The 18046-nt window shown below is 55.9% G+C and carries 14 protein-coding genes, 1 tRNA gene and 1 pseudogene; 7 read left to right on the top strand and 9 right to left on the bottom strand.

Annotation, left to right across the window (positions count from 1 at the left end):
- Window position 1 precedes the first annotated feature (1 nt).
- The 7 genes from ACR0JX_RS00080 to ACR0JX_RS00050 are packed head-to-tail and all read left to right on the top strand — an operon-like array spanning window position 2 to window position 7336.
- The gene (locus ACR0JX_RS00080) at window positions 2-1099 is read left to right on the top strand and encodes an ABC transporter ATP-binding protein (protein ID WP_480540322.1); all 1098 of its coding nucleotides are present in this window, start codon (window positions 2-4) and stop codon (window positions 1097-1099) included.
- The gene (locus ACR0JX_RS00075; protein WP_480540320.1) at window positions 1092-2084 is read left to right on the top strand and encodes an ABC transporter ATP-binding protein; all 993 of its coding nucleotides are present in this window, start codon (window positions 1092-1094) and stop codon (window positions 2082-2084) included. The genes ACR0JX_RS00080 and ACR0JX_RS00075 overlap by 8 nt, the downstream gene beginning before the upstream one ends.
- Window positions 2085-2095: 11 nt before the next feature.
- Window positions 2096-3718 (top strand): dihydroxyacetone kinase subunit DhaK, encoded by a 1623-nt coding sequence (locus ACR0JX_RS00070; RefSeq protein ID WP_480540318.1) that lies wholly within the window; start codon window positions 2096-2098, stop codon window positions 3716-3718.
- A gap of 7 nt (window positions 3719-3725) precedes the next feature.
- Window positions 3726-4784 carry a LacI family DNA-binding transcriptional regulator gene (locus ACR0JX_RS00065; RefSeq protein ID WP_480540316.1) on the top strand — a complete coding sequence of 353 codons (1059 nt, stop codon included), beginning with the start codon at window positions 3726-3728 and terminating at the stop codon, window positions 4782-4784.
- 27 nt (window positions 4785-4811) lie between these two features.
- Entirely contained in the window at window positions 4812-5867 is a 1056-nt protein-coding gene (locus ACR0JX_RS00060; protein ID WP_480540314.1) for a sugar phosphate isomerase/epimerase family protein, read from the top strand.
- A complete protein-coding gene (locus tag ACR0JX_RS00055; RefSeq protein WP_480540312.1) occupies window positions 5867-7021 on the top strand; it encodes a Gfo/Idh/MocA family protein in 1155 nt (384 codons plus the stop codon). Before ACR0JX_RS00060 ends, ACR0JX_RS00055 begins: the two co-directional genes overlap by 1 nt.
- Before the next feature lie 30 nt (window positions 7022-7051).
- Entirely contained in the window at window positions 7052-7336 is a 285-nt protein-coding gene (locus ACR0JX_RS00050) for a hypothetical protein (protein WP_480540310.1), read from the top strand.
- A gap of 289 nt (window positions 7337-7625) precedes the next feature.
- On the opposite strand, the gene ACR0JX_RS00045 is transcribed toward ACR0JX_RS00050, so the two are convergent.
- The 9 genes and pseudogenes from ACR0JX_RS00045 to ACR0JX_RS00005 all read right to left on the bottom strand — a co-directional run bounded on the left by ACR0JX_RS00045 (window position 7626) and on the right by ACR0JX_RS00005 (window position 18013).
- Entirely contained in the window at window positions 7626-8078 is a 453-nt protein-coding gene (locus tag ACR0JX_RS00045; protein ID WP_480541726.1) for a DUF2267 domain-containing protein, read from the bottom strand.
- A gap of 23 nt (window positions 8079-8101) precedes the next feature.
- Window positions 8102-8608 (bottom strand): DinB family protein, encoded by a 507-nt coding sequence (locus ACR0JX_RS00040; protein WP_480540309.1) that lies wholly within the window; start codon window positions 8606-8608, stop codon window positions 8102-8104.
- A gap of 56 nt (window positions 8609-8664) precedes the next feature.
- Window positions 8665-8961 (bottom strand): annotated as a pseudogene (locus ACR0JX_RS00035) (LysE family translocator); the annotation flags it as partial.
- Complete coding sequence (locus tag ACR0JX_RS00030; protein ID WP_480541724.1) at window positions 8849-9256, bottom strand: LysE family translocator; 408 nt, start codon at window positions 9254-9256, stop codon at window positions 8849-8851. The gene ACR0JX_RS00030 and the pseudogene ACR0JX_RS00035, both read right to left, overlap by 113 nt.
- A gap of 276 nt (window positions 9257-9532) precedes the next feature.
- Window positions 9533-10030, bottom strand: coding sequence for an invasion associated locus B family protein (locus ACR0JX_RS00025; protein WP_480540307.1), 498 nt, complete (start codon window positions 10028-10030; stop codon window positions 9533-9535).
- Window positions 10031-12595: an autotransporter family protein gene (locus ACR0JX_RS00020; protein ID WP_480540306.1), complete on the bottom strand. Its 2565-nt coding sequence runs from the start codon at window positions 12593-12595 to the stop codon at window positions 10031-10033.
- Window positions 12596-12920: 325 nt separating this feature from the next.
- Complete coding sequence (locus ACR0JX_RS00015) at window positions 12921-16304, bottom strand: error-prone DNA polymerase (RefSeq protein WP_480540304.1); 3384 nt, start codon at window positions 16302-16304, stop codon at window positions 12921-12923.
- The gene (locus tag ACR0JX_RS00010; RefSeq protein WP_480540302.1) at window positions 16301-17779 is read right to left on the bottom strand and encodes a Y-family DNA polymerase; all 1479 of its coding nucleotides are present in this window, start codon (window positions 17777-17779) and stop codon (window positions 16301-16303) included. The genes ACR0JX_RS00015 and ACR0JX_RS00010 overlap by 4 nt, the downstream gene beginning before the upstream one ends.
- A 157-nt stretch (window positions 17780-17936) precedes the next feature.
- Window positions 17937-18013, bottom strand: a tRNA-Met gene (locus ACR0JX_RS00005).
- Window positions 18014-18046: the final 33 nt, after the last annotated feature.

The following is an 18046-nucleotide window of genomic DNA, read 5'->3' as shown; positions in this document are numbered from 1 at the left end:
AATGGCCCAGATCGTAGTCAAAAACGTTAAAAAGATGTTCGGCGATTTCACGGCTGTCCGCGAAAGTTCGTTCACGATCGAGGATGGTGAGTTTTTCATGTTGCTGGGCCCGTCCGGTTGCGGAAAAACCACGACCCTGCGGATGATCGCAGGGTTGGAGCTTCCAACGTCGGGTGAGATTTATCTGGACGGCGAAGAGATCAGCCAGCGGCCGCCATCGGAGCGGGACATTGCCTTCGTGTTCCAGATGTTCGCGCTGTACCCCCACATGAACGTGCGCAAGAATATCAGCTACCCCCTGATATCGCAGGGCATGCCGCGTGCCGCTGTCAAAGCCAAAGTCGAGGAAGTCGCGGGAATTCTGGGGATCAACCACATCCTAGATAGCCCGGTAGGTGGGTTGTCAGGCGGCGACAGGCAGCGCGTTGCGCTGGGGCGCGCGATTGTTCGCGAACCCAAGGCGTTCATGATGGACGAGCCACTGGGCGCTTTGGATGCCGAGTTTCGGGAACACATGGCCGAAGAACTGCGCGCGCTTCATGATCGCATGGGCGCAACCACTGTGTACGTCACGCATGATCAGCTGGAGGCCATGCAAATGGGCGACAAGATCGTGGTGATGAATAATGCTGTGATTGAGCAATTCGGCACACCTCAGGAAATCTACGACAAACCGGCCACGATGTTCGTTGCAGACTTTATCGGGTCTCCTTCAATGAACTTCCTGCCGTTTCAAGGCAAGGTCGCACCGGGCTCGGAAATGGTACGACTGAATGGCCATGACGAAGCCGTGCCCAAACTGATGGAAGGGGCGGAAGGTGACTTGGTTTTCGGCGTTCGCCCCGAGCATGTTTTTCTTTCAGACGATAGCGCCTACAGGGCCAAGGTCCTGGCCGCAGAATATCTTGGAACCACCCAGATCGTGACTCTTCAAAGCCCGAACGGAGAGCTGAAAGCCCGGATTGATGCGCGCGAAACCGTTAGTCCCGGCGAGACAGTGGGATTGGAGTTCCGCTCCCCCGCAGTAACCCTTTTTGAAAAATCTACCGGGCGCGCGTTGAGGTCCGCTCTGAACGACGAGGTACTAAGCAATGGCTGAAGTCGTGTTGGAGAATATCTCGAAGTCATTTGGCAACGTCAAAGCGGTGGACGATATCTCAATGACGATCCCCAATGGGGCCTTTGTGGTGTTGTTGGGTCCAACGGGTGCGGGAAAAACAACGACACTGAGATTGATTTCCGGGCTTGAGAAACTGGATTCAGGAACGGTACGCATTGCCGGGCGTGACGTTGGAATAGATACACCTGCCCAGCGCGATGTGGCGATGGTCTTCCAGCAATACTCGCTGTACCCGCATATGACAGTGCGTGAGAACCTGTCTTTCCCGCTACGGTCGCCGATCCTGAAGACGCCCGAGGATGAGATCGCCAGGAAGGTCAAAGAAGTCTCGGAAATCCTGCAAATTCCGCACAAGCTGGACAATAAAGCCACTGAGCTGTCCGGTGGTGAAATGCAGCGCGTTTCAATCGGACGGGCGCTTGTGCGCGATCCACAGATTTTCCTGATGGACGAGCCGCTCAGCTCTTTGGACGCCAAGCTGCGAGCGGATTTGCGGGTCGAGTTGAAGAGGATTCAAGCCGATCTGGGGTCAACCTTGCTCTATGTGACCCACGATCAGGTCGAAGCCATGACAATGGCGACGCATATTGGCGTTTTGGAGAACGGCAGGCTGGTTCAATACGGAACACCGCGGGATATCTATGAAAATCCAGGAAGTGTTTACGTAGCCAGCCGGTTGGGTCTGCCGCGGATCAACATCCTGCCGTCCGAGTTGTTCGGAGGCGATCACAAGGGCCCGCAGATCGGCCTGCGCCCGGAAAACATCATCGAAGGCGAAGGCAGTGAAGCGCGTGTCATACGTGCCGAACATCTGGGCGATCAAACACGGCTGCACCTGGACCTGAATGGTCATCCGGTTGTGACCCTGATTGATGTCCATCAGGACTACCCATCTGGAAAGATTATAAAAATCCGCCCCAACAACCCGTTGTATTTTGACGCGTCCGGCGCGCGCGTGAATTAAGGAGCAAAAGCATGGCCCAGTTCCTCAACACAAAAGAAACTCTGGTGACAGAGGCGATAGACGGCCTTCTGGCTTCCTCTGGCGGTCAGCTTACCCGGCTGGACGGCTATCCGCATATCAAGGTTGTTTACCGGACGGATTGGGACAAGTCGAAGGTCGCCCTGGTGTCCGGAGGAGGATCTGGTCACGAACCCGCCCATGCAGGTTTCGTTGGCGCTGGTATGCTGACGGCAGCGATTTGCGGTGAAGTGTTCGCCTCACCCTCGGTCGAGGCAGTTTTGGCCGGCATTCTTGCGGTCACGGGTGAGGCCGGGTGCCTGCTGATCGTCAAGAACTACACCGGCGATCGGTTGAACTTTGGGCTGGCGGCGGAACGCGCCCGCGCTTTGGGTCGCAGGGTTGAAATGGTCGTCGTCGACGATGACATCGCCCTGCCCGACCTTCCGCAACCACGTGGCGTGGCGGGTACGTTGTTTGTTCACAAAATCGCCGGGGCGCTTGCCGAACGCGGTGCCGATTTGGACACCGTCACCACCGCCGCAAGAAACACCATAGCAAAAGTTGTCAGCATCGGTATGAGCCTGGACACCTGTACCGTTCCGGGTTCTCCGAAAGAAGACAGAATCGCACCAGGGAAAGCAGAGCTCGGCTTGGGTATTCATGGTGAGCCCGGCGTACAGCAAGTCGAGTTCTCAAATGCTGTTTCGGCTATGTCCACGGTCGTGGAGAAGCTGAAGCAAAGGGTTGGGTCTGGGGATTGCGTGGCGTTGGTCAACAATCTGGGTTCAACGACTCCGCTAGAAATGGCTGTCCTCACGCACGCGTTGTCCGAAACTGGTATTGCCCACCATATCATTGGCCCGGCACCCATGATGACATCGCTGGATATGCACGGGTTTTCGGTTTCCATTCTGCCCGTGGATCAGGACGATTTGTCAGCCCTTGAAGCTCCCGTTGATCTTGCCGCATGGCCCGGGGTCAATTCCATTGACCCGATCAAAGTTGCACCATTGCCCGATGGCCTGACCCCAATCGATCCAATTCCTTCGAACAATCCCGCAACAAAGGAAACGATCACCCGTTTGTCTGAGCTGCTCATCAACGCCGAGAAAACCCTGAACGAACTGGATGCAAAATCCGGGGATGGCGATACAGGAAGCACACTGGCCACTGCCGCAAGAGCATTGCAAGACAGCCTTGACCGCATGCCGCTGGCTGATCTGACACAGCTGTTTCCGGCGTTGGGCAACGAACTGAGCCAGACCATGGGTGGGTCATCCGGTGTGATCCTTGCGATCTTTTTCAACGCAGCCGGGGATGCCTGTGCAAGCGGAGCCTCCGTGCCCAAATCCCTTGTCGAGGGCCTTAACCGTGTCAGCCAAGTTGGGGGCGCCAAGGTCGGTGACCGGACAATGATTGATGCCCTGGCACCGGCGCTTGCCGCGCTGCCATCTGGTCTGACGCATGCGGCCGAGGCTGCCCGAGAAGGCGCGAACAACACAGCAAATATTCGTCGTGCGAAGGCAGGCCGGGCAGCCTATGTTCCCGAAGAAAACCTAGTTGGACATAACGATCCCGGCGCTGAGGCTGTTGCTTTGTTGTTTGAAGGCTTAGCGCGGGAGATTGAGGGCTGAAGAACACGTGGAAGACCAAAAACAAAAACTAGAATTGGTGAAAAAGCCAACCGTCAATGACATCGCGCGCGTCGCGGGTGTCAGTCTCGCGACTGTTGACCGGGTCTTGAACAGACGCCCCGGCGTGCGGGCCGTAACCGTACAGAAAGTACAAAAGGCAATTGATGAGCTGGGCTATGTGCGCGACACCGCTGCGGCCAACCTTGCGCGAAACCGGGTTTACAACTTCCTCTTTGTTCTGCCGGACACAGACAATGAGTTTGTGGAGGCAATCAGCAGTCAGATCGCAGAGCAATCCCGTGACCAATTTATCGAGCGGACCCGCATTGCGATAAAGAAGGTTGCTCCGTTCGAGCCGCAAGATATCGTCAACATTTTGGATGCTGTCGACAGTTTGGATGTTGATGGGGTTGCCGTTTTTGGGCCCGAAACGCCTTCTGTTCGCGACGCTGTAAAAAGGCTCAGGGACAAAGGCGTTCCGGTGGTTGCCTTGGTATCTGACTTGCCAAGTTCCGAGCGAGACCATTTCGTGGGAATCGATAACGTTTCGGCAGGACGAACCGCCGCTCAGCTGATGGGGCGGCTTGTCCATCGCGACGGCAAGGTCTTAGTTCTTACAGGATCCCGTTTGGCGCGTGACCACCTGGAGCGTCGCCAAGGCTTTGATATTGTTGTGGCCGAGGAATTTCCGCACCTCCAAGTCGTAGCGTCGGTTGAGGGCCGGGATGACCCGGATCTGATTTACAAGATGATGCCCGAGATCTTTGAAACCTATCCGGATCTGGTCGGAATATACTCGTCAGCAGCGGGCAATGCCGGCCTGATTCAATTTCTTTCAGAGAACAGGTTCAGCAAGGATCTGGTGATCATAGCGCATGAGCTCACTCCGCTCAGTCGTGAGGCGCTTAGGCTTGGCACATTTGACGCCTTAATCTCGCAAGACACCGGGCATATTGTTCGTTCTGCCGTCCGTCTATTGCGCGCAACTAAGGACAAGGTTCCATTCAACAAAGCGCAGGAACGTATCCGTATCGACATCTATCTGAAGGAAAATTTACCGCCATAGAGGCTTAGGTTTTGGGGAGGAAATTTTATGAAGACGATCAAAGGTCCAGCTTTGTTTCTTGCGCAATTTGCGGGGGACGAAGCGCCGTTCAATTCGTGGGACGCGATCACTAAGTGGGCGGCTGATTGTGGATACAAAGGCGTTCAGGTTCCCAGTTGGGATGGCCGGTTGTTCGACCTCGAACAGGCCGCATCCAGCGCTGGGTATTGCGATGACTTCAAAGGCAAGGCCAAGGAAAATGGTGTCGAAGTCACGGAACTTTCAACACACCTTCAGGGCCAGCTTGTAGCCGTTCACCCAGCCTATGACAGTGCGTTTGATGGGTTTGCCGCCGAAAGTGTCCGAGGGAACCCGAAAGCCCGGCAGGAATGGGCCGTGGATCAGGTCAAAAAGGCTCTGACAGCATCCAAAAACCTGGGCATTTCCGCACATGCAACATTCTCTGGCGCGCTGGCATGGCCCTATGTCTATCCTTGGCCGCAACGCCCTGCCGGCTTGATCGAAACGGCGTTTGATGAGCTTGCGCGTCGTTGGGTGCCGATCCTGAATCACGCCGATGAATGTGGTGTCGATGTCTGCTACGAAATCCACCCCGGAGAGGACCTCCACGATGGTGTGACCTACGAGATGTTTCTGGAACGGACGGGAAATCACCCAAGGGCCTGCATGCTATACGACCCGTCGCACTACGTGCTGCAATGTCTCGACTATCTGGACAATATCGACATCTACAAAGATCGGATTCGGATGTTCCATGTCAAAGATGCCGAGTTCAACCCAACAGGGCGGCAGGGTGTCTATTCCGGATATCAAAGCTGGGTTGATCGGGCCGGGCGCTTCCGTTCATTGGGCGATGGCCAAGTGGATTTCGGTGCGGTCTTCTCAAAAATGGCCGCGAATGACTTTGATGGTTGGGCTGTTGTCGAATGGGAATGCTGCCTCAAACACCCCGAGGATGGTGCACGCGAAGGCGCTCAATTCGTATCCGATCACATCATCCGTGTGACCGAGAAAGCCTTTGATGATTTCGCCGACGGTGGCGCTGACGAAGCCGCCAATCGTAAAATGCTGGGGATTGAGTGATGGTCACAGGACGCAGTGAAGAAACCTCGGGTCGCATTCGCCTTGGCATGGTTGGCGGTGGAAACGACGCCTTTATAGGCGGTGTTCATCGCATAGCCGCGCGACTGGACGACAAATTCGAACTGGTTGCCGGTGCCTTGTCTTCGACGCCAGAGAAATCTCTTGAAAGCGGTCAGGCATTGGGGCTCGAACGGGTCTATGAAGACTTCAAACAAATGGCGATAAGGGAAGCCCGGCTGAAATCTGGGATTGAGGCGGTCTCAATCGTCACGCCAAATCACGTCCATTATGCAGCCGCGCGTGAGTTCCTGAAACGCGGTATTCATGTCATTTGTGACAAGCCACTCACCTCGACTCTTGCCGATGCAAAAAAGCTGGTCAAAGCAGCGGAAAGCGCGAATGCCTTATTCATTTTGACCCACAATTACACGGGCTATCCAATGGTTCGGCAGGCGCGTGAAATGGTTGCCAACGGCGATATTGGCAAGATCCGGGTGGTTCAGGTTGAGTACCCGCAGGACTGGCTGACCGAGCAGCAGGATTTCAAACAGGCTGAATGGCGAACCGATCCCGAACGCTCGGGCGCGGGCGGATCAACCGGTGACATCGGGACTCATGCTTACAATCTCGCTTGCTTTGTAACCGGGCTGACAGCAGAAAGCCTAGCGGCGGACTTGCAGGCCTTTGTGCCGGGGCGCAAAGTCGATGACAACGCCCACGTATTGCTTCGCTTCGAAGGCGGAGCGCGAGGTATGTTGTGGTCTTCTCAGGTGGCTCCCGGAAATGAAAACGCACTTCGTTTGCGGGTCTACGGCGAAAAAGGTGGTCTGGAGTGGGCCCAGGAAGATCCCAATTACCTTTGGTTCACACCATACAACGAACCCAAGCGTCTGATCACCCGAAATGGAGCTGGAGCTGTTGATGCTGCCAATCGGCTAAGCAGAGTCCCTCCGGGACATCCCGAGGGATATCTTGAAGGTTTCGCCAATATCTATGGAGAGGCTGCTGAGGCGATCCAAGCCTTCCGAAACGGGATTTCACCTGGCGCGTCCGTTGTTTATCCAACGGTTTATGACGGGCTCAATGGGGTTAAGTTTGTAGCCGCGTGCGTGCAAAGCTCTTCAAAGAATGCGGCTTGGGTCAGCTTGACTTAAAAATCTGGCTTTGGGCATGAGGCAAACATCTTGGAAGGCAGCCGGGGTATCTGCCAAAAACCGAAGAGCGGGCAGCCCATCGATGAACTCTCCGGAGCAATAAACGTCACTGAAGCGGTTTTAAGCCCTGATCCCGAAGACGGGCGCGGAAAGCTTGTTTATCTAACCGAGGCGGGCCGCATTTTCAGGAACCAAGCCATTGTTCACGTCAGCGAGGTCTTCGGGCATCTTATCGGGCCTGATCAACTGGCAATCATGCAACGCACCAAGGGTGATCTCGCAGAACTTCGGAAGTATCTCGACAATAATCGCTAGCTTTCGAATTTGATTTACCCTGCGGGCTTTCGGGTATCGTTCAAGGATGCCGAACCTTGCACCTGTTTAGAAAGAGTATCCGTGACTGGTCGTCCAGCAATGCGGCGACCAACCCCCCGCTCTTGAAAGATAACCCGCAGTGTTGACAAAGCCGGCGAATGTCTGCGATCGGGCCGTATCGGAGTCAGCTAGACGTCTACTCCTTGATCTATGAACAAGTGGTTTGGTGCGCAGTTCGATTTGACAATGGTCTGTTTTCTAGATGACGTGTGAGGTCCATGAACGACAGTCAAATGACCCGCTGATTGAGCTCCTTAGGATCGTCAACGTCCACCTCCCAAAACTCCTGAGCATCTTTTGGTAGCTTCGCCAAAACGCGCTCGAAATCGCTGGCATTTGTGTAACGACGGATTGCCCAAGCAGTGGCCTCAATTGCGTTATCCGGCGTCAAGTTGTGATGTTTGCGAACGTTCTTTGCCTCGGCCAGTAAGTCTTTGCGCAGCTTGAATGGTACCGGCGGCTCGGAGACATTCCATCCTGTGACAAAGACTGCCCTCGCCACACTTGGAAGAACTGATGCAAAATCAATCCCTTGCTGAGCTGTCAAGCGTCGGCGAAACACTTGAAAAACAGCGTCTACAGCAGTGTAGGTCATATTGTCCGAATCTAGTGACATGCACTCTTTGGCGTCATCAAGGAATGCCCGCCACTCTTTAGACGCATGTCTGTATGTCCATGGCATTGGCATTAAGTCGGCCCCTTTAGTTATCCGATGTCCAACATCTGAAGGTCCGTAGATCCTGTTGTCGCACCAGCCTGTGTCAACAACGAATGAACCTGGCCGCGATGATGTGCCTGGTGATTGGTCATGTGCACCAAATTGAAGCCCAGCGTCGTTTGAACGTGTTCGTGCCCCCGTTTCCATGTGATAATGGACAAGAAGTCCTGTGATGTGAGCGTATCGGCCCAACCAACGATCTCTTCATCCAATGCTTCCCGCTGTTCGACATAGTCCAACCAATCGACCGGAGTGTCTGTATACGGATGCCGCACTGCGATCTCAGCAACGATCCGGCTGTCATGGCGAAACCGAGCCAACCAGATGCGATCGTCCCAGAGAATGTGATTCAATGTCTGTGCGACAGATCTAAAGAACGCACCTCGATCCTTCCAGCGATCTTCATGGGTTAAGGAATTCGCCGCAGTGATGAGTGATCGGTTCTGCCATTGATTGTAGCGAGACATTGTCGCTGCGAACTCAGGTGTGATCATAGTATTTGTCTCATTTGGCTGACTTCGGATACCGTAACCGCCCTCTGTTTCCGAGGTTAACGTGTCTCGAACGCGTGCCGCATTCCAAGGCCGACGAACGTTGCAGCGTAGCCACGTTTCAGCCACATGAGTGACGTAGGCGTCCGTTCGATACGCGCGCGCACCACCGAGGCGAACCCATCATAACAGATGACAACCACAAAGTTCATGACCATAAACACAACGCTGAGGACAAGCATATTACGCACAGGTGTCGAGACGCCAGCAGGAACGAATTGTGAAAAAAATGCTAGGAAGAATACTGATAGTTTCGGATTCAGAATGTTGATCAGAAACCCAGTTGTCGCAACTTTGCGATACGTGTTCGCTCGTCCTTTCTATCAAACTGAACAGGGCGTCATCTCTCAAAATCCGCGAAGCAAGGAATTGTAAGTACTGTGTGCCAACCCACTTCAATACATGAAAGAGAACCGCACTTGTGTTCAAAAACGCAGCCAATCTCACGATTGCCGCCGTCAAGTGAGGAACGATACCCAAAGTACATCCCATCGCTGCCGCAGGGTTGCCTTTCGCCCCTCGCGCCAATCTAGTAGCAACCGTATAGATCACACCTGTGCCCAGCGTGACTACAACGACAAAGGACGTGATCAGCTCAGCTCAATCGCTTGTTGTTCAGAGGCACACTGCCTCATACCGCGAGCTACTCACCATATCGTTGCAGCTGGCGAAGTGAGTACCCGCCTTTGTGGATTCTCCTTCGACCCCAAAAGCCTGAGTCAGGTCTCTCCACTGCATCGTCCAAAGTCATGCTTGCACGCCAAGCAACACAAATATTCGATGCCAACAGAACCCGATTTGGCAGCAGGGATGGCATATTATTCATCCAACAGTCTGATCTGATTGATTGGCGTCAGCGACAATGGATCAAAGCGCATCAAAGGCGGCCGTGAAACCCGCTAATGACACAGGTACTTCAAGCGTTTTTCCACCATCCAGCGTATAGAGCGAGATTTGCACCGTGTTACTCTGTTTCATCTGATCCACAATCCCCGGCCCAAGTGTCAGGGGTACCAGACAACCGAAATTCTGGCAGGTTCGCATCGGAAGATTCCACCGGGGGCCACCGTCGATGGACAGTGAAACACCCTTGGTGATGTCCAACCCAAATGGCACGATCACAATACCCGAGGCCGCGCCTTCGGCGTTTCGCTGCAGCTCAACCCGCAGCAGTAGGCCGGACTGGTTCTGCAGGTTCAGGCTTTGGCTCATGGCGCATTGCCGTTGATCAGCCTCTTGGGTGCAGTTCACTGTCCAGCTTTGATATTGCGTGGATGTCGTTTCTGTCGTCTGTGCCGAGCCCATGCCCGACACCGCGACAAGAGCGCCGCCGCCCCACGCCAGAACCCTGGATATGTTGATCATTCAGAACCGAACCTGCAAACCCAATGTGGCTTCCAGTTCGTAGCTATCCCCAAGATCATCAAGACCAGTAAGGTAGTTCAGCGAACCAGAAAGCTCGTAACGTTCGTTCAGGATCATACGCGCGCCAAGGCCCAGTTCAATGCCGGTATCGTCGATCTCCTCGTTAAACTCCATCCCACCGGCCGAAATCCGGGTGGTCGGGTCAAACTCGTGATAAAGGTTCACGACACCAAAATAGCTGCCGGTGCCGCGACTGTTGGCAAACCATTTGTTCGCGGACAGCCCGAGCCGCGCCAGTACGCTGTCGGCATCGTCAAAGACAACATTGTTGCCCGAACTGTCGGTGAAGTCGTCTACATCCAGCGAGGCATAGGTCAGCTGCGCCTGAGGGATCAGGACCAAGCCCGGTTTCACCTCGTAAGGGCGACCAACCTCAACCGAAATCGCGTATTGGTCGGAGTCGATGTCGTTCTGTTCTAGCCCGGTGGAAGGATCGCGCGTATCGCTGGAGTTATCGTTGTACTGAAGCTGTGTGTCGACATAAAAGCCACGCGCGTCCAGCCAGGTGGCGCTAAGGGTTAGGCCCAGCGACGTCGTGTCGATATCACTGTTGCCCTGATCGGTCCGCACCGTACTTGAGGCATCATCATAGCTGATCGCCACCCCACCGTAGAGCGCCCCATTGGCGAATTCGGACAGCAGCGTATCTGCCCCAACCGCTATCGTATAGGTGTCCGTCCGCACCGTGTTGATCCCTGCGTCCGACCGAACCGGCGCGATTTCGCTACGCCGTCCGGTGAGTTCCAGCCAGACCGGGGTATCCGGGTAGGACAGGACATCACCATCGGTACCAAATTCACGAACCCGTTGTCTGGTCGCGTCCCCAGAAGGTGCAACAGCGGTTCTTGCGGCAGTACGCGCCTGGAAACCGCGCACACGGTTCACTGATTGCAGGATTGAAGGCAAAGCCTCAAATGAGGCGATACTAGATCCAACAAGGATCGGATTGCCGGACGCATCCAGGCTGGACAGCACAAAGCTGCCGCTGCCAGTGTCGACAAGACGATAGCCAAACGGACCCGCAACCACAATTTGTTCGCCGGTGGCTGTCTGAGATGTTCCATTCAGCGTGAAGATTCCATTTGACGCTCCACCGACTTGGATAATTTCAATCCCATTGATGGTTTCGGCCCCGGCACCACCGATATTGTTGACCGACACAAAGGTCGTGCCCGAGGTGTCACCTGCGATCTGAAGCATGTCCGTGGCCGACCCATCACCGCCAAGTTCGACATCCAGCAGGATAGTTCCGCCGGTGCCGACAAAGTCACCACTGACAGTGATGACATCGCCCACCGATCCGTTCTGTGCCGAGAGCATACCACCATTGGTGATATTACCGGTCAGGCTGGTCGCTCCGGTGTTCAGACGCAAGCTGCTGCCTGATTGAACTGTAAGCCCGGTTCCGGCACCGCCATCACCCGCAGTCAGGCTGTTGTCGGTCAGTGTGATCGTCGAGTTATTGGTAATCTCGATCACTTCGAAGTTGGTCACGTTTGCCCCAGCCAGTGCACCGCTGCTGCCAAAGCGCAGCGTGTCGACAAAGCCGTCCCCACTGGAGGAATCGTCGCCACCGTCAAACAGCGTAACGCCGCTGAAATCACCTCCGGTGAAGTCTAAGGTATCGCTGCCATCGCCCAAGGTTATAGCACCTGTGACCGCAGCACCGGAGTTCACGGTGACCGTGGCATCAGACTGATCGTTGGTGATCGCCGTACCAGATGTGGCACTAACGGTGCTGCCTGAATTCAGGGTTATATTGACTGCGGTGCCAGAACCGGCCTGAGTTGCAATGCCCGCGCCTGTGCCGCCAGTTACAGCGCCTGATGTGGTAATGGCAATCGAACCCGAGCCCGTGTTCTGCGCAAAAATACCCGTGCGCCCGCCGTTGGCGTTGACTGCGGTAATCGTTAGGTTAGTCCCCGCATTCCGCCCGTTAATCCCATCCGAAGAGGTGCCTGAAGCCGTTCCTGTGGACGTGATTGTCAAAGCGCCGGTGCCATTGTTACGCGCCGTGATGCCGAAACTTCCACCGTTTGTATCAACGGCAGAAATCGTCATATCGGTCGCCGTTCCGGCGTTGTTCGCGTACACCCCGGTACCGCTTGTCCCGATCACAACACCTGTAACCGTGATTGTCATCGCGCCCGTTCCTGTGTTGCGCGAGTAAATCCCCAAGTTCGCCCCCGCTATGACCGAGTTATTGGCATCCGTAAACGAAATGCTGTCACTGGAACGCAGATTGAGCCCATTCCCGCTTGAGACCGTATGCCCAAACCCTGGCTGCGTTGTCACTGTCAGAGGGGATGCGCCTGAATTCAGCGTAATGGTTGCGTCACCACCCGTTGCTGGACCCGAGCAAGAATAGGTTCCGCCCCCCGACGGCGTGCAACTGCCGCCATATGCAGTGCGGCCATATGCGCCGACGACGGCAAGCGCCATGGATGAGGTCAGAAGAATATTGGATTTGCGAAGCGGAGCCGACAGGCTTTGATTTTTGGGCACGGGTGACAATTTCTTTGGACTGGTTACTGTCTTACCCTATCCAGTGAGCCGCGCTTTTCCAAGGATCAAGTTAATTAAGTGTTAACACACTTCGCAATTCCACTTGGGCGCTCAATCTGTGATTGTTTTTTACGCATCTCAGGTAGCGGGAAATTCACCGTTTTTTGCCTTGATTAAGAGCTGCCTTAAGATCGCCAATGCTGTCAAAATTCTACATGTAAAGTGAAGCACAGCCTGAATTGTTTTCAATTTCGCAACAATTTTTCCTTCCTCCAGGCTTTGTGCAAAAGGAGTGCTGAATACCGCAATCGCTACGAATGGCCGGTTAATGAAAATCCCGGCTTGGGAACAATCGCTTTGCCTGATCCCGCGGGTGCATTGCCCGCGCGGGATAGCGGGATCGTTTGAGCGTATCATCCGTGCGGGCAGCTTCGGTGCTCAGGGCCTCTGGCTGTGGATGCCCCAATTCGGACAGCTTATGCGATAAGTCCTGAATGTCCTGAGCAATCAAGTGCACGACGATCCCTTCGCGTTGCAGATATCCTGTGACTCGCAACAAGCGCCCCCCCATCACAATACGACGGAAGCGGTCATAAACCTTGGGCCAGACTACCACATTGCTGACCCCGGTCTCATCCTCCAAGGTCAGGAAAATAACACCCGAGGCCGTGCCGGGCCGCTGGCGGGTGATGACAAGGCCACACACGCTGTACCGCCCCAGCGGCACCTGTTGCAAAGAGGCATGTGTGACCAATCCCGGCAATGAGGGGCGCAGCAGTTCCATAGGATGCGCTCGCAGGGTTAGACGGGTTGAGACATAATCCTCGACCACCTCTTCACCCAGCTGCATAACCGGCAGATTGACCTGCGGTTCGTGAACCATTTCTCCGTCAATTGGATCGTTGAATAACGGCAGAGGTTTCGGGCTTTGAATCGCCTTGACCTGCCAGAGTGCATCGCGCCGGGTCAGGCCCATATCCGAAAAGGCATCCGCCTCGGCCAGCCGCGTCAGCACATCTGGACGAAGCCCTGCACGCAGCCAAAGCGCCTCTGGGTCCGGGTAGCCATTGCCACGCGCGGCCACAATCCAGCCTGCGTCTTCTTCCCTGAACCCCTTGATCTGGCGGAACCCCAGCCGCAAGGCCAGCGCGCCATCGGGGCGGCGTTCCAGAATATTGTCCCATTCCGAATGATTGACGCAGATGGGCCGCACCTCGACCCCGTGCTCACGCGCGTCGCGCACGATCTGGGCAGGGGCATAAAACCCCATGGGCTGAGAGTTCAGCAGTGCACAGGCAAAGATCGCCGGGTGATGACATTTTAACCAGGCCGAAACATAGGCCAGCATGGCAAAAGCGGCTGCGTGACTTTCGGGAAACCCATAATCGGCAAAGCCTTCGATCTGCGAGAAACAGCGCTCTGCCACCTCAATGTCATAACCTTTGTTCAGCATCCCCTTGATGAATTTATCCCGGAATGTGCCGATCGTGCCCATCCGCCTGAACGACGCCAGAGAACGGCGCAAATGGTCAGCCTCTTCCGCTGTAAAGCCTGCCCCAACCACCGCGATCTGCATCGCCTGTTCCTGAAACAGAGGCACCCCTAACGTGCGTGCTGTCACCTGTTCCAGTTCCGGGCCAAAGGGTTCCGGTTTTTCCTTCCCATTCCGTCGTCGGATATAGGGTTGCACCATATCCCCTTGGATGGGTCCGGGGCGAACAATGGCGACTTCGATCACCAGATCATAAAACTCGCGCGGTCGCATACGGGGCAGAAAATTCATTTGCGCCCGGCTTTCGACCTGAAAAACGCCAACCGCATCCGCGCGGCAGAGCATGTCATATGTGGCCGTGTCGCCCTGCGGCACCTTGGCGATGCTCAGATTCTCACCCTCATGCGCTTGCAAAAGATCAAAGGATTTACGCAGACAGCTGAGCATACCCAGCCCCAGAACATCGACCTTCAGGATGTTGAGCGCATCAATGTCATCCTTGTCCCAACAGATGACAGTGCGATCCTCCATCGCGGCATTCTCAATCGGGCACAGCTCATCCAGACGCCCCTTGGTGATTACGAAACCACCGACATGCTGAGACAAATGGCGCGGAAAACCGATGATCTCACCTATCAGGCGGAGGGTTTGCATCAGGCGACGATCGTCAGGGTCTAGCCCCAACTCTCGCACACGGTCCAGGTCAACGCCGCCATTGGTCATACCCCAGATCTGACCGGATAGCCCTGCGGTCACATCCTGCGATAACCCCATCACCTTTCCGACCTCGCGGATCGCCGCGCGGGTGCGGAAATGGATCACAGTGGCACATAGGCCAGCACGGTGGCGGCCGTATTTTTCATAGACCCACTGGATCACCTCTTCGCGCCGCTCATGTTCGAAATCGACGTCAATATCCGGCGGCTCGCCTCGGTATTTTGACACAAACCGTTCAAAAACCATGGCAATCTGACCCGGAGGGACATCCGTAATACCCAAGAGGTAACACAGCACCGAATTGGCCGCCGACCCGCGCCCCTGGCAGAGAATACCTTGTGAGCGGGCAAACTGTACAATGTCATGTACGGTCAGGAAATATGCTGGGAACCGGAGGTCGGCGACCACCGCCAGTTCTTTGTGCATCAACTCGACCACCCTATCGGGCGGCCCATCAGGATAGCGGCGTTTTAACCCTTCACGCGCTAACCGTTCCAACCGAGCCTGAGGTGGCTCGTCTGTTGCGATCTCATCCGGGTATTCGTAGGACAGTTCACTCAGGTCAAAGCTGCAGCGGCTTGCAATCTCCAATGTGCGGTGCAGCGCGGCAGGATGGTCCCGAAAGACACGCGCCATATCGGTGCCTGCCTTCAGCCGCCGTTCCCCATTGCGCAAGGCGCGCGTTCCTATCTGATCGATCGTAATATGTTCGCGCATACAGGTCAGCACATCGGCCAATTGCCTGCGGCTGGCCCGATGCATCAGCACATCCCCCACCGCCACCATCGGCGCGCAGGCTCTTAGCGCCAGCCGGGCGCATTCGGCCAAATAGGCCTGATCGCTGCCATCATAGCGTGGCACCGCACCCAGAAAGACATGATTGGGAAAATGCCGCCGCATGGTCTGTATATCCGCTGCGGCCTTCTGCAAGCTGCTCTGAGGCAGCGCAATCAGCATCATGCCCTTGCACGCTGCCAGCAGATCCTGCGTATACAGCTCGCAGTCCCCTTTATCCGCGCGTCGCTTGCCCAGGGTCAGCAATCGGCTGAGCCGCTTGTAAGCTGCCAGATCACAGGGCAGCGCCACCCAGTCCAATGAACTGTCGCGTAGCACCAGCCGACAGCCAACAATCAGCTTAGGCAATACCGGGCAGTCTGGTCGGGTAAGGGCTTGCCTGTGCCCAACCTCCTGCCGCGACGATGAATCCACACATTGCTCAGACTGAATCTGTAACGGCTGCCCCGTCTGCCGCTTCAACTCTTTCAGCGCCGACCACGCGCGAACGACACCTGCCAGCGAATTGTGATCTGTTACAGCAATCGCGGACAACCCCAATTCAGCCGCGCGCAGTACCAGTTCTTCGGGATGTGACGCCCCAGTCAGAAAAGTGAAATTCGTGGTGACGCACAGTTCGGCATACCCGGTGCCCTGCGCATTGGCCTCCAGCGTATCACGGCGAAAGGCCTCTACCGGACGGTGGGTGCGGTTCACTTCGATCATGCGAACTCTCCCTGCACAAACCAGCCCGGATTCTGCGGCGTGTAAAACAGCCAGAGCCTGCGCCCTTGCAGGGTTTCCACCCGCCAGTAATCGCGCAGGCCAGAGCGCCAGCTTTCATCGGCCAACCACCATTCAGGGGCAATGCGCTCTGGTCCAGTCGCGCGGCTTGCTGTCAACGACATGCGCCGCCAGCGGAAACGCCTGGGTGGCTGTGGACCTGTTGCAGCAATCGGCTCGGGTGGGAACAGGCAAAGGGGGCGCGGGTGCTGGCTGCTCCACCCCCTTGAGGCTTCACAATAGGCTGCTGCCGCAATGATAAAGCTACGCTCGGGGATGTGGCTATCCGCCGGTAAAACCCGCTGAATATTCTCGAGCCCAACCCGAGTGCCTAGCCGGGTGATCAGGTCCTCTAACTGACCCTGCCCCCACCCCACAGCATGGCTGAGCTGTTGCACGGGTAGCTCTTCGACCTCCGCAGCCTCCAGCCGCAGCTGATCGATGCCAAACCCCGCATCTATTTCCCCTAGCCCGCGTTCGAACAGGGGCAAAATGCGATGAGGATCGCGCAAGGGCCGGGCTAGACGCAGTTCAACCTGCTGATGCCCCTGATCTACCCGACGCAATGTCATGCAAAGCCTGCGCGCGCCCATCTCTTGCGCCTTCAGCTTGGCGCAGAGCTGCACCAACAGCCGTTCGGTCCCGGCCATAACATCGGTCAGCAACCCGATCGGCTCTGGCAAGGTCATACGCACGGCATAACGGGACGGTTCGGCCAGAGGTGTAATTTCTTCCGGCTGCGCTCCTAAGGCCTGATCCAGCCGAAGCAACACCCCGGCCCCAAAGCGACGCGCCAATGGTGCGCGCGGGTCGGCGGCCAGCGCGCCGATTGTACGCAACCCCATACGCTGCAAAGTGACCGATGTCTTTTCATTCAGACGCAAAGCCGCCACGGGTAATGGGGCCAATGCCCCCAACATATCACCGATAGGTGCCTGCCCCTCACCGTAATGAGCCAGCGCCCAAGCCGCACCCCGCGTATCGCCGACCCCGATCTGCACCGACAGCCCTGCGCGCGCAAGCCGCCCGCGTAAATCGGCCAGCATCGCTGCCTCACCGCCAAACAGATGCGCCGACCCGGTGATATCCAGCACCAGCCCGTCGTCACCTTCCAGCCCCACCCAAGGGCAATATCGCATCGCCCATCGGCGCAGAATATGTAGAAAGCGCAAGTCTGACTGAGGATCAGCGATACCGCTTTGCAGGGTCGGGCAAAAAGCACGCGCATCCGCATACGCCATACCATTATGCAGCCCTTGCTCTGCCGCCGCGACATTCATGCAGTAAATGCGATTGGCATTCCGTTGCTTGAGGGTCAGAACAAAAGGTCCGTCCATTGGGCACTGACGCAAAACCCGGTCAGTCGCCAACCGGGGAAACCACAATGAAATGATGCGCCGCTGCATCTCATCGAACATGTTAGCTTCCGTGTTCTTCTTTTGTTCTTTTTAAGTTTCTCCCTTTACGGAGTCGAGTCTTACGATCACGTGTAGACAAGCCCTGATGCGTCGATGTTTGATTTCGATGCGAACAGTCTATTTGACTGTTTGTGGCTCGACGTGGCTGTTTGGATATTGGTTGCGGGAGCAGGATTTGAACCTGCGACCTTCAGGTTATGAGCCTGACGAGCTACCGGGCTGCTCCATCCCGCGACACTTTGCGTTGGTCTACCGCCTATTCGGCTA

It is taken from the genome of Ruegeria sp. AH7, assembly GCF_056541325.1.
Note: the sequence above shows the minus strand (reverse complement) of the source record. Positions and strands in the feature narration are given on the sequence as shown.